Genomic DNA, 15,105 nt, shown 5'->3' with positions numbered 1-15,105 from the left:
GTCAGGCGAAACGTTCGCCGTAACGCTTTTCGCTGAAGCCGACGCCGACTTCGCCATCGGGCGTGACGGTGACCGGGCGGCGCACCAGCGCGGGGAACTCGGCGATCAGCTGGGTCCATTGTGCATCGGTGGCGGGCGTCTTGCGGTCGTCGGGCAGATTGCGCCAGGTCATGGAAGCGCGGTTGACCAGTTTTTCCCAGCCGCCGACCTTGCCGGACCACGCCTTCAGGGTGGCGGCAGGCACGGGATGGTCGCGGTAGTCGATGAACTCGTGGTCGACGCCGTGTTCGGTCAGCCACTCGCGCGCCTTGACGCAGGTGCTGCACTTGGTCAGGCCATACAGGGTGGTTTGCTTCATTTGGGTTCGGACTCCTTGCGCCATTGCATGCGATTGGCCAGGATCACGCAGGTGCCCACCGCCAGGATGAACAGGGTGGCCAGCGCGTTGATCTCGGGTTTCAGGCCCAGCCGCACGCGGGAGAAGACTTCCATCGGCAGCGTGCTGGAACTGGGGCCGGACAGGAACGACGCCAGCACGACGTCGTCCAGCGACAGGGTGAACGACAGCAGCCACGCCGACGCCAGCGCCGGTGCGATCAGCGGCAGCGTGATCTTGAAGAACACGGTGATGGGCGTGGCGCCCAGGTCCAGCGCGGCTTCTTCGAGCGAGCGGTCCAGGTCGCGGATGCGGGTCTGGATCACCACGGCCACGAACGCCATGCACAGGGTCACGTGCCCCACCCAGATCGTGAAGATGCCGTTCTCGGCGGGCCAGCCCAGATGGCCGCGCAGTTCCACGAACATCAACAGCAGCGAGATGCCCAGCACCACTTCAGGGATGACCAGCGGCGCGCTCAGCATGCCCACGTACAACGCGAAACCGCGGAACCGCCCCATGCGCCCCAGCACGTAGCCCGCCCAGGTGCCGATGATGACGGCGGCCGTGGCCGTCATGGCGGCGATGCGGAACGACAGCCAGGCCGCGCGCAGCAGTGCGTCGTCGTTGAACAGCGAGTGGTACCAGCGGAACGAGAAGCCGGTCCAGGACGTGACGGCGGGCGATTCGTTGAACGAGAACACCATCAGGCTGATGATGGGCACGTACAGGAAGAAGTAGCCCAGCCCCAGCACGACGGCGCGCAAAGTCTTGTTGGGACCGTTCATTTGCGGCCTCCGGTTGCCAGTTCCTGCTGCTTGACCTGGTTGTACTGGAACAGCGCCAGGGGCACCAACAGCAACAGCACCATCACGCAGGTCACCGCCGAGGCCATCGGCCAGTCGGTATTGTTGAAGAACTCGTTCCACATGACCCGGCCCATCATCAGCGTATTGGCGCCGCCCAGCATTTCGGGAATGACGTATTCGCCGACCGCCGGGATGAACACCAGCATGGCGCCGGCAATGACGCCCTGGCGCGACAGCGGCACGGTAATCTGCCAGAACGCCTGCCAGGGCTTGGCGCCCAGGTCGTAGGCGGCCTCCAGCAGGCGCAGGTCCATCTTCACCAGCGTGGCGTACAGCGGCAGGATGAAGAACGGCAGGTAGGCGTAGACCATGCCGATATACACCGCCAGGTCGGTCCGGTAGATTTCGAGCGGGCTGGAAATGATGCCCAGCCACTGCAGGAAATTATTCAAGAGGCCGTCGTTGCGCAGGATGCCGACCCAGGCATACACCCGCAAGAGCAGCGAGGTCCAGAACGGCAGGATCACGCCCAGCAGCAGCAGGTTGCGCACGCCGGGCGAGGAGCGCGCGATGTAGTAGGCAATGGGATAGCCGATCAGCACGCAGGCAAGCGTGGTGATGGCGGCGATCTTGACCGAGCTGAGGTAGGTGGCGAAATACAGGCTGTCGGTGAACAGCAGGATGTAGCCGCGCAGGTGCAGGCTGAACTGCACCGCTTCGTCCTTGAATTCCGCCAGCGACGTGTACGGCGGAATGCCGAACTTGAGTTCGGCGAAGCTGATCTTGAACACCAGCAGGAAAGGCACCAGCAGGAACAGCACCAGCCAGGCGAACGGCGGCACCACCGCCAGCGCCCGGCCCGAGGGCAGCCAGTCGCGGGGCGAAAAGCGGATCATGACGCCAGCACCGTCGCGCTGTCGGCGTCCCAGCTGACGAAGATCTCTTCGTCGATGCCCGGGGCGTCCATTTGCGCCAGCAGCAGGCTGGGCACGCTGGCTTCGACCATCGCGCCGGAATCCAGGCGGATCTGGTAGAGCGCGTAGCTGCCCATCCAGGCCATGTGGCTGACCATGCCGTGGGCCCAGTTGTAGTCGCCTGCGGGCTGGTCGCGCGACACCACCATGCGCTCGGGGCGGATGGAAACGTGCACGTCCATGCCCAGGGGTTCGCTGACGCCGTGGCTGACGTACAGCGGCCGGCTCAGCTCGGGGCTTTCGATGGCGACGTGGTCAGGTTCGTCGACCACGATGGTGCCGGTGAACATGTTGGTCGAGCCGATGAAGCTGGCGACGAAGCGCGAGTTCGGGAAGGCGTAGACGTCTTGCGGCGTGCCGCATTGGACGATCTGGCCGTCGGTCATGACGGCCAGGCGGTGGGCCATGGTCATGGCTTCTTCCTGGTCGTGCGTGACCATGATGCAGGTCACGCCCACCTGTTCGAGAATCTTGACCAGTTCGATCTGCGTCTTCTGGCGGATCTGCTTGTCCAGCGCCGACATGGGTTCGTCAAGCAGCAGCAGCTTGGGCCGCTTGACCAGGCTGCGCGCCAGGGCGACGCGCTGCTGCTGGCCGCCGGACAGCTGGTTGGGCTTGCGGCGCGAATAGCCCGCCATCTGGACCAGGTCCAGCGCCTCGAACACGCGGTCGTGGATTTCGGCGCGATCCACGCCTTCCTGTTTCAGGCCGAAGGCCACGTTGGCCTCGACCGTCATGTGCGGGAACAGCGCGTAAGACTGGAACATCATGTTCACGGGCCGACGATACGGCGGCACGCTGGTGATGTCTTCGCCATCGAGCAGGATCTGGCCGGAGGTGGCCTCCTCGAAGCCGGCCAGCATCCGCAGCAAGGTCGACTTGCCGCTGCCGGAGCTGCCCAGCAACGCGAAAATCTCGTTGCGCTTGACCGAAAGATTGACGGAACGGACGGCGACCACATCGCCAAAGATCTTCACCACATCGGCCACCCGGACGAACTCGTCCGGGTCAGCCGAATGCTGCGCCGAGTAACGGCTATCGGTCATGATGGCTATCGTCCGGACTTGAGCTCGGCCCACATGCGGGTTTGCAGGCGTTGGATGTTCAGGGGCTGGGCCTTGATGACGTACAAGGTCTTGGAGACCTCGGGCGACGGGTAGATCATGGGGTTGTCGGCCACGTCCTTGACCACGTACTTGCGCGCCTCTTTGTTGGCGTTCGGATAGAACATGGTGTTGGTGATGGCGGCATGCACCTGGGGCGTTTCAATGTAGTTGATGAACGCCAGGGCTTCTTCGGGGTGCGGGGCGTCCTTGGGGATGACCATCAGGTCGAACCACGCCGGGGCGCCACCCTTGGGAATGAAGTAGTTCACTTCGTAGGACTTCTTGGCTTCCTGGGCCCGCTTGCGCGCGATCATGACGTCGCCCGAGAAGCCATAGACCATGCAAAGGTCGCCCACGGCCAGCTCGTCGATGTAGCCGGACGAACTGAACTGGCGGATGTACGGACGGATCTGTTTCAGCACGTCCAGCGCGGCCTTGTAGTCGTCGGCGTTGGTGCTGTTGGGATCTTTGCCCAGGTACTTGAGCACGGCCGGGAATACCTGCGCGGCCTCGTCCAGCATCGAGATGCCGCATTCCTTCAGCTTGGCGGCATTTTCGGGCTTGAAGATCATGTCCCAGTTGGCCAGGTCGACGTTGTCGCCCATGATCTGCTTGACCTTGGTGACGTTGTAGCCCAGGCCGTTGGTGCCGTAGCCCCAGGGCACGGCGTACTCATTGCCGGGGTCGACCGAGGCGACCAGCGCCATCACGTCGGGATCCAGGTACTTCCAGTTGGGGATCTTGGACTTGTCCAGCTTCTGGAACAGGCCGGCCTCGATCTGGCGCGAAGCGTAGTGCGTGGACGGGACAACGACGTCGTAACCCGATTTGCCAGCCAACAGCTTGGCCTGCAGGGTGTCGTTGCTGTCGTAGACGTCGTAGCGGACCTTGATGCCGGTTTCCTTTTCGAAACCCGGGATCGTGTCCGGGGCCGTGTATTCGGCCCAGTTGTAGACGTTGACGACCTTGTTCTGCGCCACCGCGGCCGACGTGGCTGCCGTGACCAGCATCGTGCCTAGCGCCCAGCGCATTCCCGCCCTTAGTTTCATTACCAGCCCCCAGCTATCCGCCGTAAGTTACAGGAGTACCAAAAGGCGAAATCATAAAGCTTTTTAGCAAGGACCTGACCAACTTTACCGGCAGATTTAGCCGAATTTGCCGCAATTAGGCCCCGATTGCGATGCATCGGGTGCCCGATGGCTTACGGCTGCACGCCCACGCCCCAGGCGGTCCAGTAACTGTCGCGCAATTTGAGCCAGAAGCGCTCGCCGTCTTCGCCGGCCACCTTCACCAGCGACCGGCGCAGGCGGTCCAGGTTGCCCTGGCGCTGGCGGTCCGACAGGCCGCCCTGGGTGCCGCGGTCGAAGTCGATCAGCCAGACCCGGCCATCGGAACCGATCAGGATGTTGAAGGCGTTCAAATCGGCATGCCAGACACCGGCCCGGTGCATCCGCACGATGGCCTCGGCCACCGGCTGCCACAGGGGCTCGGCCAGGGCCTGGGCCAACGGCCGCACGCCCGGAATGCGCTCGACGATGATGGCGGCGCGATAGGTGGGCCCCTGGCGCCAGTAGGCGGCGGCCAGCGGCGCCGGCACCGGCAGGCCCTGGGCGCGCATCGCGGCCAGCAAGCGGAATTCGCGGAAGCTGCGGCTGCGGTCTTCGCCCGCCCACAGATAGGTGTCGCGGCTGATCCTGGCAATGAGGCCGCCGCGGCGGTAGCGCCGCAGCACCCCCTGCCAGCCCTGCCCCTGCACGAACCAGGCGGCCTGGCGGCCACCGGCATCCACCGGCCGGGCCCGGTCGCCATAGTGGGACGGGTTGAAGATGTCCGGCCCTGACTCGCCCAGGCGGGCGTCGCTGAGCATGGCACCGGCCAGCGGTGCGGGCCAGGCCTGGCGCCGGGCGCCCGAGGCGTCCCGCTCAGCCTTCACGATTGCGCATCCAGTCGGCCACGCCGAAGAACGACTGCAACAGGCGTTCGACCAGCGCGGGTTCGATGCCTTCGTCCTCCATGGCCCGGCCCATGCACGCAACCCATTGATCGCGTTCGACAATACCGATCGAGAACGGCAGGTGACGAGCCCGCAGCCGGGGATGGCCAAAGCGCTGGATATAGTGGTCGGGGCCGCCGAAGTAGCCGCACAGGAACCAGAACAGCTTGTCGCGGGCCTCGTCCAGGCTGGGGCCATGGGCGGCCCGCAGCGCCTTCAGGTCGGGCTCGATGTCCATCAGGTCGTAGAAGCGGTCGACCAGGGCGCGCACGCCGGGTTCGCCGCCCAGAAGGTCGAAAATGCTGCGGGAAATATCCACGGGTTCGGTAATGATCTGCACGCGGGAAATCATCAGGTTTCTCTCAGGGTGACCAGGGGCGGGGTGCGCAGCACGCCGCGCAGCGCCAGCGCGCCGCCGGCCCAGGCGCCGAGCATACCCGCGCCGACCCCGACCAGCCAGGGCCAGAGGCTGAGGGTAATGGTGAAATCGAACACCTGGGTTGATAAAACCCAAGCGATCACGGTGGCGCCGGCCGCGGCCAACAGGCCGGCCAGGCCGCCGACGGCCCACAATTCGATGCGCTGCGACCGCGCCAGCTGGCTGCGGGTGGCGCCCAGCGCACGCAGCACGGCGGCTTCACGCATGCGTTCGTCGCGGGTGGCGGTCAGGGCGGCCGACAGCACCAGCACACCGGCCGCCAGGGTGAACAGGAACAGCAACTGCACCGCCCGCCCGACCTCGTTCAGCACCGATTGCAACTGCTGCAGGATGGCGCCGACGTCGAACACGGTCAGGTTGGGAAACTGCCGCACCAGGCCGGGCAGCACCTGCGCCTTGTCGGGCGGCAGATAGAAAGACGTGATCCAGCTTTGCGGCATGTCGGCCAGGGACTTGGGCGTGAGAATGGCGAAAAAATTGACGCGCATCGTATCCCAATCGACCCGGCGGGTGCTGGACACCGCCACTTCCACCTGCTGGCCGGCCACGTCGAAGGTCATCTTGTCGCCCAGCTTGATGCCCAGGGTCTTGGCCAGGCCCGATTCCAGCGACACCTCGGCCGACCCCGGCGTCAGCCAGCGGCCTTGCTCGATGCGGTTGGACGACGGCATGTCGTCGCCATAGGACAGGTTGAATTCGCGATCCACCAGCCGCTTGGCGCGCGGCTCTTCGTAGTCGTCCGGCCCCACCGGCTTGCCGTTCACGGCGATCAGCCGGCCCCGCACCATCGGCGACAGCACGATGCCGCCCAGGCCTTCGCGGGTCAGCGCGTCGGTCACGGCCTGGCGCTGGTCGGGCTGCACATTGATCAGGAACCGGTTCGGCGCATCCGGCGGCAGCGTGCGCTGCCAGCCCTGGATCAGGTCGGTGCGGGTCATGGCCAGCAGCAGCAAGGCCATCAGCCCCACCGCCAGCGCGCAGACCTGCGTGATGGTGGCGGCGCGGCGCCGCACCACCCCGGCCAGCGCAAAGCGCAGGGCCGGCAGGCCCGCCGCCAGGCCGCGCAGCCGCGCCAGGCCCAGGATGCACAGCCAGGCGACCAGCGCGAACACGGCGAACGCGCCCAGGAACCCGCCCGCCACCACGCCGCCCAGCCTGGCATCGCCGGCGAACCACCAGATCAGCAAGGCAAAACCGACGGCACCCACGACATAGCCGGTGGCGCTGCGGGCGCTGATCGAATCCGCGTCGCGCCGCAGCACCCGGGCCGGCGGCACATGGCGCAACTGCGCCAGCGCGGGCAAGGCAAAGCCCAGCAACAGCAGCAGGCCGGTCAGCAGCCCTTGCAAGGCGGGGATGGCCGACGGCGCCGGCAAGGCCGTGTCGATCAGCGAGGCCAGCACCATCACCAGCACCTGGTGCACGGCATAGCCCAGCAGGCAGCCCGCCGCCGACGCGAACAGGCCGACCAGCGCGAATTCCAGCGTCAGCATGCGCGACACCTGCGACTGCACCGCGCCCAGGCAGCGCATGACGGCAATGCCGTCGCGGTGCCGGGTCATGTAGCGGCCCGCCGCCAGCGCCACCGCCACCGCGGAAATCAGCACCGCCAGCAACGCCACCAGCGACAGGAAGCGCTGCGCCCGATCCAGCGTGCGGCGCACTTCGGGCCGGCCGGATTCCAGCGTGGCGACCTTCTGGCCCCGTTTCAGATTCTGGTTGAGCCAGGTGGAATACCCCGCCACGGCGTCCGGCTCGCCCGCGGCCAGGAGGGCATAACCGATACGGCTGCCCGGCGCGATCAGGCCGGTGGCCGGCAGGTCGCTGGCGCGCAGCAGCACCCGCGGCGCGACGTTCACAAACTGCATGCCGCGGTCGGGTTCGTAAGTGATGACACGGTCGATGCGCAGGTGGGCATCGCCCACATTAAGGGTGTCGCCCACTTTCAGGCCCAGCAGCGACAGCACCTGGGCATCCACCCAGACCGCCCCCTCGGGCGGGATCTCGCGCGTCGGCGCATCCGGGCTGAACGGCGCATCCGCCACCCGCAGCGCCCCGCGCAGCGGATACCCCGGTTCGACCGCCTTCAACGCGGCCAGCTGGGCGCCGTCGCCCGCACTGACCATGGACGGGAACTGCCAGGTGCTGGACACCTGCAGCCCGCGTTCGCGCGCCTGGTCCATGAAGGCCGCCGGCACCGGCTCGTCGGCATCCAGCACCAGGTCCGCCCCCAGCATCTGTCCGGCGTCGCGTTCCAGCGCCCGGCTGACGCGATCGGCCAGGAAGCCGACGCTGGTCACCGCCGCCACCGCCACCACCAGGGCCAGAACCAGCAGCCGCAGCTCGCCGGCGCGGGCGTCGCGCATCATCATGCGGGCGCCCAGCGCCAGGGTGGTCCAGAAACCGGGGCGCCGGGCCCGCGAGACATCAGGGAAATCCATCATCTGCCAATGTTAACCAACGGCCGGAATGGGGGCCGAATCCCGCTATCATGCGCGAAGCGCCTTGCGGCGCCGCACCTATCGCTACACAAAAATACCCAAACCCCTGGAGAAGACAATGCGTAAATCCTGGCTCGCGGCCACGATTCTTGCCGCCTGCGCGGCCGCCGTTCCCCTGGCCGCCTCGGCCCAGACCCCGCTGAAGATGGCCTATGCCCTGTCCACGTCGTCGCACTACGGTGCCGGCGCCGACGCCCTGGCCAAATCCATCGAGGCCTCCAGCAACGGCAAATACAAAGTACAGCAATTCGCCAACAGCGCGCTGGGCGGCGAACGCGAAGTGATCGAAGGCCTGCAGATCGGCACCATCGACCTGGCCATCGTCTCGACCGGCGCCACCCTGAACTTCGTGCCCGAGACCGGCGTCTTCGACATTCCCTTCCTGCTGCGCGACCTGCCCCATGCCCGTAACGTGCTGGACAGCAAGATCGGACAGGATATGCTGGCAAAGTTCCCCAGCCGCGGCATCATCGCGCTGGCCTGGGGCGAACAGGGCTTTCGCCACCTGACCAACAACGTGCGCCCGGTCAAGACGCCGGCAGACGCCAAGGGCCTGAAGATCCGCACCACCGAGAACCCGATCCACATCACGGCGTTCCGCCAGATCGGCATCCTGCCCACCCCCATGGCCTGGCCCGAAGTGGCCACCGCCCTGCAGCAGGGCACCATCGACGGCCAGGAGAACCCGCTGTCGGTCATCACCTCGGCCAAGCTGTCGCAGATGCAGAAGTACCTGTCGCTGACCGGCCACGTCTACGGCCCGGCCCTGGTGCTGATGTCGTCCAATGTGTATGACGGCCTGTCGGCGGACGACAAGGCCAAGTTCGACAAGGCCGGCAAGGAATCCGCCCAGGCCATGCGCGCCTACGTGGACAACATCGAGAAGACCGGCGTCGAGCAGTTGAAGAAAGAAGGCATGCAGGTGTCTGAAGTCGACCGCGCCGCCTTCGCCGCCGCCGTCGAGCCGGCCTACCCCGAGTACTACAAGAAGTTCGACAAGAAGCTGATCGACGCGATCCGCGACACCAAGTAAAACCGGCGGCACGGGCCGCTGCCGCGGGGGGACCCGGTTCCCTCCCGGCAGCGGCCCTGCGTCGGACAGCGGCGCGCGTCGGCCCCCCGCTGCGGAGCGGTCTCGATGCAGGCCTGACGCCGGACCGACGGCCGGTCCTTCTGTCCTGACCTCGCGCCGCCCGTTGCGCCGTGCCCGCCTGCCTTGCCCCTCGCGTTGTCCTGCTCTGCCCCTTTGTTATTCGCTACCGGAAACTTCCATGCGATTGCTCTGCGCCTTCGACCGCATCCTGTTCAAGCTGGTGTCGGTCATCGCCCAACTTCTCTTGGTGGCCGCCGCGGCGGCGGCCTTCTATCAAGTCATCGCCCGTTTCGTGCTGCACTCGCCCGCCGACTGGAGCGAGGTGCTGACCCGCGCCCTGCTCATCTGGACGGTGCTGCTGGGCGTGGCCCTGGCGTTTCGCCACGGCGCGATGATCAGCGTCGAGCTGCTGCGCAACCTGCTGGGCGGCATGCGCCGCCGCGTGCTGGAGGCCGTGATCGGCCTGATCTGCGCCGGCTTCCTGGGCTTCATTGCCTGGATCGGCGGCCAGATGACCTACCGCGTGCGCTTCCAGAACGTGCCCAGCCTGGACATCTCGATTTCCTGGATCTACTCGGCCATTCCGGTCGGCGCCACGCTGGCCGCCATCGCCGTGCTGGCCCGCTGGTGCGCCGGCGAGGAAGAAGACGTCCCCGTGCGCAACGACGCGCAAGGCTGAGCCCCCCGCCCCGAATCCAAGCAGACGATATCGCCATGTCCCAATTAATGATTGTCTCGATGCTGATTTTCTTCGGGCTGTCCGTGCCGGTCGCCGTGTCGATCGGCCTGGCCAGCCTGGCCGGCGTCGGCGCCGCCAACCTGCCCTGGCTGGTGGTGGCCCAGCAGCTATATGCCGCGCTGGACAAATACCCGCTGGTCGCGATTCCCTTCTTCATCCTGGCCGGCAACCTGATGGAAGCCGGCGGCATTTCCGAACGCATGGTGGAATTCGCCAAGAGCGTGGTGGGCGGCATCCAGGGCGGGCTGGCCTGCACCTGCGTGCTGACCTGCATGATCTTCGCCGCGGTCGCCGGTTCCAGCGTGGCGACCACTTTCGCGGTGGGCGCGATCCTGATCCCGGCGATGATCCGCCACGGCTACCCGGCCCCGTTCGCGGCGTCATTGCAGGCCAGCGCGGCCGAGCTGGGGGTGATCATCCCGCCGTCGATCCCGATGATCCTGTTCGCGGTGTCGACCGACACGTCGACCGGCGAGCTGTTCATCGCAGGCGTGATGCCCGGCATCCTGATCGGCGTGGCGTTGATGTTCTACGTCTGGCTCTATGCCAAGCGCAACAACCTGGGCAAGCGCGACGGCGAAGGCCGCCTGCCGCTGTGGCCGGCCTTCAAGCGCGCCTGGCTGGCGCTGATGATGCCGGTGATCATCCTGGGCGGCATCTACGGCGGCGTGTTCACACCGACGGAAGCCTCGGTGGTGGCGGTGATGTATGCGGTGGTGGTGGGAAAATTCATCTACCGTCGCCTGAGCTTCACGCAACTGTCCGGCACGCTGCACAAGTCGGTGGTCTCGACGGCGGTGATCATGTTCGTGATCGCCAACGCAGGCGTGTTCAGTTTCCTGTTGAACCGCGCGGGCATCCCGGACGCGCTGGGGGTCTGGCTCTCCCAACTGTTCGACTCGCAGTTCACGTTCCTGATGGGCGTGAACGCGGCGCTGTTCGTGATCGGCATGTTCATCGAAACGTCGGCATCGATCGTGGTGCTGGCCCCGCTGCTGCTGCCGGTGGCGCTGAAGTTCGGGGTAGACCCGGTGCACTTCGGCATCATCATGGTGGTGAACCTGGCCCTGGGCATGATCACCCCCCCATTCGGGGTGAATCTCTTTGCGGCGTGCGCGGTGGCCAAGTTGCCGTTGGAGAGGTTGATCAAGCCATTAGTGCCGTTCGTGGGGGTGGTGATTGTTTGCCTTCTTGTGATTACTTATTGGCCTGGGTTGTCGTTGGGGTTGCGGGATTTGGTTTACGCCAAATAGCGGGCTTGGGATTGCGTTGGTTTTCTCTTCGTAGGTCGCCCCTGGCGGTGGTGGCTTGCGGAGCGGGCGCCCACGATAGCGGTCCGGCGCGCCGGCGCCGGACTTGCCTAGGCGGCCCCCCCCTTCGTCATCGTCGTCCGCCTTCGGCTCCCTCTCAAGAAACTCCCGTCAAGCTGCTGATTTGTTTGGGGTTTTTTCACGGAGTCTCGGGAAGTGGCGTGAGGCTATAGCCCATCGCCTGGGCGCGCTTGGTCAAGTGATGCATGACGCGCTGCTTGTAGCGTTCCTCGTAATACAGCTCTCCCTGGTCGACATATTCGGTGCCTTTGGTGAGCATGGCGTAGATCAGACGAGCCAACTTGTGGGCCGCAGCGGTGATGGCGCGAGGCTTGTCCAGGCGTGCGCACAGCCGTCGGTAATAGGCACCCAAGGCCGACTGGCTTGTTCGCAACGCAGCGGCGGCCAGGCGCAGGGCTTGGGCGGCGCGGTTTGGCGAGCGCTTGGTGGCGCTGCTCAGGACCTTGCCCCCGGAGATCCGTGTCCCCGGGCACAACCCGAGCCAAGAGGCGAAGTGCTTGGATGTGGGGAAGCGGGTCATATCAGGCCCGACCTCGGCCAGGACTTTGAAGGCGGTCATTTCATCGACCCCATTGATGCGGGTCAGGTCCACGCCGCACATGGCGAACAGGTGCGTGCGCAGGTCGAAGGCCATGGCCTTCTTGGGCCAGCGACGCTGGGACTTGCCTGGGTCGCCGTCATGGCGCTGTAGCTTATGCAGCTCAGTCTGGATGAGCTGATCGCACTCATCGAGCTGGCTCTGATACGCGTCGTACAGGGCAAGCGCCTGGCGTAGCGCGAACAGGTGCTCATGGCGCCAGGTCCCTTGCAGGGCTGCGGCGATATCGTCTTCGCTGGCCTTGACCTGGCGCTTTTTAAGGCGGGCCAGGACGTGGGGATCACGCTCGCCGGCCACGATGGCGCGGATGATGGCCTGGCCGGTGACCCCGACGACGTCCGAGAGCACTTGGGCCAACTGGATGTTCATCTGCGTGAGCGCCTTCTGCATGTGCTGCACGTGGCGCACCTGTGAGGCCAGCAGCATCTGGCGTTGGCGCGAGAACTCGCGCAAGACGCAGATCTGGTCCGAAGGCCGGAAGGCGCTGGCCAGCAGGCCGTAGCTCATGAGCTGTTGCAACCACTGGCAGTCCAGGACGTCGGACTTGCGGCCGCAGACGTTCTTGACGTGCCGGGCGTTGACCAGATAGACAGTAAAGCCCTGGCTGTCGAGCAACTCGTACAAGGGGATCCAGTAGACGCCGGTGGACTCCATGGCGACCGCGGTAATGCCGCAGTCCTTGAGCCACTGCGCCAGGCGATAGAGATCGGCAGTAAAGCTCTTGAACTCACGAACGGGCTGCTCATCGCGGTCGGCAGGCACGGCGACAAAGTGACTGGCCGAGCCGATGTCGATGCCTGCGGCATCGGGGTGGGCCAGGGTTAAGGGTGCAACAGACTTGCGCAGGGACATGGCTTGCTCCATGATCACAAACGGAATGCCGCCAGGCATGGGTACGTCGTTGTACTCACTCTCTCAAACGGGATGCACGCGCTATGCGTGTGCTCACCAATGTCGGTGACGTCACCCGGGGCCATGCTTCAGAACGGGCGTGCGCTAACACGCACCACTGGAAGGTCGGTCTTTACCTGGCGGCATTCCACCTTGCCACAGCCGATGCTACGGAGAAAGTTTCTTCGTCACGGGTGTCGTGCATGACGACTATTGGGCTTCCGATTCCCTCGGGCGCATCGAGGTTGCCCGCTCCGCAAGCCACCACCGCCAGGGGCTACGTGCGTCTAGGTTTGTTGCGCTGCTAGACCTGTGGTCAGGGCATGAGATCTACAGGGTCGCCAAGCCGCGGCCGCGCGGGCGGCCACGTTTGGCATTGCGTTTTCGGAGAGTGTTTCGATGACGCTTCGCGCGGGTGGAGGTTGGTTTTCTGATGAGGCGCACATCAAATGGGAGGGGCGGTGATGGGCGGCGCGGCGAAGGTCAGCTTGCTCGTGCCTACCATCTCGCGCGCCGCCCATCGGGCGCTGGAGATCACTTTGGTAGTTACGGTGTCCACGCCAGTGACGTAACAAAACAATCCGCATCTCGCTCAGCATCTAACGGCGCGGATGCGCTGGAATCCAACAAAAACCTCCAGCGCCTGATGGGCGGCGCGCGAGACGGCCAACATGCGCAAACCAGTGCCACCACGCGCCGCCCATCACCGCCCCTCCCCCCTGACTGCGGACCCACTAGAAAACCAGTCCCCACCCGCGCGAAGCGCATCCGCAACACTTTCCAGAAACGCAATGCCAAACGTGGCCGCCCGCGCGGCCGCGGCTTGGCGACCCCGCAGATTCCATTCCCCGACCACAGGTCTAGCAGCGCGACGACCCGAGACGCGCGTAGCCCGTCGTGCAGGGCTTCGTGGCAGCGGGCAACCTCGATGCGCCCGAGGGAATCGGAAGATACCGTCTTGGCCGTCAAGTAGAAAAAGCGTAATCAGGTCTGTAAGGCTGCCGCGTCTTGAGCACGCCGAAGCACAGATGCACCACTTTTCGCATGCAGGCGCCCAGGGCCGACATCTTGCTCTTGCCCGCGGCCAGCAGTCGTTGATACAACGCCCGCACATGGGGGTTGTGCTTGGACGCAACGACGCCAGCCATGTATGCCAACGCCCGTACGTCCGCAGGACCGGCCTTGGACATGCGGCTACGGCCGCGCAGCGACGTGCCAGACTGTCTCTGCACCGGCACCAAGCCCAGATACGCGGCCAGATCCTCGGCACACTTGAAGTGGTGGGTATGCATCACCCGCAGCATGGTTCTGGTCATTTTCGGCCCCACCCCGGGTATGGTCGCCAACAACCTGGCGTCTTCCTTCAAGTCAGGATGCCGGTCGATATGGTCGTCGATGGCCTTCTCCAGGCGAGCGATCTCCTTGCCGTAAAAGCTCAGCGTGTCGCTGATCGAACGTTCCACCAGCTCCGAGGGCGAGCTGGCCTCGATCTTCTCCTGGCGGTTCATCGTGCGCAGCCGATCCTTGGACAACGCTTCCAGTTGGGTAATCAAGGCACGCAGCTCGCGCACATGGGCCGGCGGGGGCTGCCAGACGGGCGGCTTCATCGCCACGCCATAACGGGCCAACACCACGCTATCGAGTGCGTCGGTCTTGGACCGCATCGCCAACGCCCGACTGAAGTCGTGCACGTTGGCCGGGTTGGCCACCGACACCGTCAGCCCGCCATCATGCAGCGTCGTCGCGGCTTGCTCGTGATAGGGCCCTGTGGCTTCCAACACGGCGTGAACCTGGTCAGCCGCGGCGCCATGCTTGGCGCACCACCGGACTAGGTCGTGCACCCCGTCCCGGCTATTAGGGACAACCTTGCTTTTGCGCTTGTCATTCTCTGGATCCAGCAGCAACGTGCAGTCCAGCTTCAGCTTGGAGACATCAATACCCAGATAGATCATCGTCATACCCTCCATACAAAGAAAGTATGCCAACTGCGCCCACTTACCTTGTGCATGCAGGGTCAAGCCCTAGGCTACCGTCCAGTGTCCGCGATGGCGTCAGAGGTGAGAGACAGGGGTTTAGTCTTCAGAACAGGGTCAGGCACCTAAGGGAGCCGCAGAAACTCACCTGTCTCTCGTGGAATGGTAGCTAACCATCCCAGGGCTCAAGATACAAGGGAGCCGAAGGCGGACGACGATGACGAAGGGGAAGTCCGGCGCCGGCGCGCCGGACCGCAATCGTGGGCGCCCGCCGCCACGAAG

13 protein-coding genes are annotated in these 15,105 nt (G+C 65.3%); 3 read left to right on the top strand and 10 right to left on the bottom strand.

Annotated elements, in window-relative coordinates:
- Nucleotide 1: 1 nt before the first annotated feature.
- The 8 genes from ACUDP5_RS08775 to ACUDP5_RS08740 form a co-directional block, all read right to left on the bottom strand.
- On the bottom strand, nucleotides 2–358 hold the full coding sequence (locus tag ACUDP5_RS08775) for a Spx/MgsR family RNA polymerase-binding regulatory protein (RefSeq protein WP_263915535.1): 357 nt from the start codon (nucleotides 356–358) through the stop codon (nucleotides 2–4).
- Nucleotides 355–1,164 carry an ABC transporter permease subunit gene (locus ACUDP5_RS08770; RefSeq protein ID WP_006384055.1) on the bottom strand — a complete coding sequence of 270 codons (810 nt, stop codon included), beginning with the start codon at nucleotides 1,162–1,164 and terminating at the stop codon, nucleotides 355–357. Before ACUDP5_RS08770 ends, ACUDP5_RS08775 begins: the two co-directional genes overlap by 4 nt.
- Nucleotides 1,161–2,081 (bottom strand): ABC transporter permease subunit, encoded by a 921-nt coding sequence (locus ACUDP5_RS08765; protein WP_263915532.1) that lies wholly within the window; start codon nucleotides 2,079–2,081, stop codon nucleotides 1,161–1,163. The genes ACUDP5_RS08770 and ACUDP5_RS08765 overlap by 4 nt, the downstream gene beginning before the upstream one ends.
- A complete protein-coding gene (locus ACUDP5_RS08760; RefSeq protein ID WP_445658569.1) occupies nucleotides 2,078–3,205 on the bottom strand; it encodes an ABC transporter ATP-binding protein in 1,128 nt (375 codons plus the stop codon). The genes ACUDP5_RS08765 and ACUDP5_RS08760 overlap by 4 nt, the downstream gene beginning before the upstream one ends.
- 5 nt (nucleotides 3,206–3,210) lie before the next feature.
- Nucleotides 3,211–4,314 (bottom strand): polyamine ABC transporter substrate-binding protein, encoded by a 1,104-nt coding sequence (locus tag ACUDP5_RS08755; RefSeq protein ID WP_445658568.1) that lies wholly within the window; start codon nucleotides 4,312–4,314, stop codon nucleotides 3,211–3,213.
- Nucleotides 4,315–4,466: 152 nt separating this feature from the next.
- Nucleotides 4,467–5,132 (bottom strand): 3-deoxy-D-manno-octulosonic acid kinase, encoded by a 666-nt coding sequence (locus tag ACUDP5_RS08750; RefSeq protein WP_445659140.1) that lies wholly within the window; start codon nucleotides 5,130–5,132, stop codon nucleotides 4,467–4,469.
- A 55-nt stretch (nucleotides 5,133–5,187) separates the two neighbouring features.
- A complete protein-coding gene (locus ACUDP5_RS08745) occupies nucleotides 5,188–5,610 on the bottom strand; it encodes a group II truncated hemoglobin (protein ID WP_445658567.1) in 423 nt (140 codons plus the stop codon).
- Nucleotides 5,610–8,141: an ABC transporter permease gene (locus ACUDP5_RS08740; protein ID WP_445658566.1), complete on the bottom strand. Its 2,532-nt coding sequence runs from the start codon at nucleotides 8,139–8,141 to the stop codon at nucleotides 5,610–5,612. The genes ACUDP5_RS08745 and ACUDP5_RS08740 overlap by 1 nt, the downstream gene beginning before the upstream one ends.
- 115 nt (nucleotides 8,142–8,256) lie before the next feature.
- Here ACUDP5_RS08740 and ACUDP5_RS08735 point away from each other — a divergent pair, with 115 nt between their 5' ends.
- The 3 genes from ACUDP5_RS08735 (at nucleotide 8,257) to ACUDP5_RS08725 (ending at nucleotide 11,283) form a co-directional block, all read left to right on the top strand.
- Nucleotides 8,257–9,231, top strand: coding sequence for a TRAP transporter substrate-binding protein (locus ACUDP5_RS08735; RefSeq protein WP_263915525.1), 975 nt, complete (start codon nucleotides 8,257–8,259; stop codon nucleotides 9,229–9,231).
- Between the two features lie 238 nt (nucleotides 9,232–9,469).
- Nucleotides 9,470–9,970: a TRAP transporter small permease gene (locus tag ACUDP5_RS08730; protein ID WP_263915523.1), complete on the top strand. Its 501-nt coding sequence runs from the start codon at nucleotides 9,470–9,472 to the stop codon at nucleotides 9,968–9,970.
- Between the two features lie 35 nt (nucleotides 9,971–10,005).
- Nucleotides 10,006–11,283 (top strand): TRAP transporter large permease, encoded by a 1,278-nt coding sequence (locus tag ACUDP5_RS08725; protein ID WP_445658565.1) that lies wholly within the window; start codon nucleotides 10,006–10,008, stop codon nucleotides 11,281–11,283.
- Between the two features lie 196 nt (nucleotides 11,284–11,479).
- Here ACUDP5_RS08725 and ACUDP5_RS08720 read toward each other — a convergent pair whose 3' ends face one another.
- Both ACUDP5_RS08720 and ACUDP5_RS08715 read right to left on the bottom strand, forming a co-directional pair.
- Nucleotides 11,480–12,811 (bottom strand): IS110 family transposase, encoded by a 1,332-nt coding sequence (locus ACUDP5_RS08720; RefSeq protein WP_445658564.1) that lies wholly within the window; start codon nucleotides 12,809–12,811, stop codon nucleotides 11,480–11,482.
- Nucleotides 12,812–13,815: 1,004 nt separating this feature from the next.
- Nucleotides 13,816–14,802 carry an IS110 family transposase gene (locus ACUDP5_RS08715; RefSeq protein ID WP_445659133.1) on the bottom strand — a complete coding sequence of 329 codons (987 nt, stop codon included), beginning with the start codon at nucleotides 14,800–14,802 and terminating at the stop codon, nucleotides 13,816–13,818.
- Nucleotides 14,803–15,105 lie beyond the last annotated feature (303 nt).

The sequence above is a fragment of the Achromobacter sp. NCFB-sbj8-Ac1-l genome, assembly GCF_052695805.1.
The sequence above is the reverse complement of the archived record's forward strand: the minus strand, read 5'-3'. Positions and strand labels throughout refer to the sequence as shown.

What these genes read in the sequence shown, in the direction of transcription:
- ACUDP5_RS08720 (WP_445658564.1), bottom strand. Translation starts at nt 12,811, where the DNA reads ATGTCCCTGCGCAAGTCTGTTGCACCCTTAACCCTGGCCCACCCCGAT.
- ACUDP5_RS08760 (WP_445658569.1), bottom strand. Translation starts at nt 3,205, where the DNA reads ATGACCGATAGCCGTTACTCGGCGCAGCATTCGGCTGACCCGGACGAG.
- ACUDP5_RS08765 (WP_263915532.1), bottom strand. Translation starts at nt 2,081, where the DNA reads ATGATCCGCTTTTCGCCCCGCGACTGGCTGCCCTCGGGCCGGGCGCTG.
- ACUDP5_RS08740 (WP_445658566.1), bottom strand. Translation starts at nt 8,141, where the DNA reads ATGATGGATTTCCCTGATGTCTCGCGGGCCCGGCGCCCCGGTTTCTGG.
- ACUDP5_RS08715 (WP_445659133.1), bottom strand. Translation starts at nt 14,802, where the DNA reads ATGATCTATCTGGGTATTGATGTCTCCAAGCTGAAGCTGGACTGCACG.
- ACUDP5_RS08770 (WP_006384055.1), bottom strand. Translation starts at nt 1,164, where the DNA reads ATGAACGGTCCCAACAAGACTTTGCGCGCCGTCGTGCTGGGGCTGGGC.
- ACUDP5_RS08735 (WP_263915525.1), top strand. Translation starts at nt 8,257, where the DNA reads ATGCGTAAATCCTGGCTCGCGGCCACGATTCTTGCCGCCTGCGCGGCC.
- ACUDP5_RS08775 (WP_263915535.1), bottom strand. Translation starts at nt 358, where the DNA reads ATGAAGCAAACCACCCTGTATGGCCTGACCAAGTGCAGCACCTGCGTC.
- ACUDP5_RS08725 (WP_445658565.1), top strand. Translation starts at nt 10,006, where the DNA reads ATGTCCCAATTAATGATTGTCTCGATGCTGATTTTCTTCGGGCTGTCC.
- ACUDP5_RS08755 (WP_445658568.1), bottom strand. Translation starts at nt 4,314, where the DNA reads ATGAAACTAAGGGCGGGAATGCGCTGGGCGCTAGGCACGATGCTGGTC.
- ACUDP5_RS08745 (WP_445658567.1), bottom strand. Translation starts at nt 5,610, where the DNA reads ATGATTTCCCGCGTGCAGATCATTACCGAACCCGTGGATATTTCCCGC.
- ACUDP5_RS08730 (WP_263915523.1), top strand. Translation starts at nt 9,470, where the DNA reads ATGCGATTGCTCTGCGCCTTCGACCGCATCCTGTTCAAGCTGGTGTCG.
- ACUDP5_RS08750 (WP_445659140.1), bottom strand. Translation starts at nt 5,132, where the DNA reads ATGCTCAGCGACGCCCGCCTGGGCGAGTCAGGGCCGGACATCTTCAAC.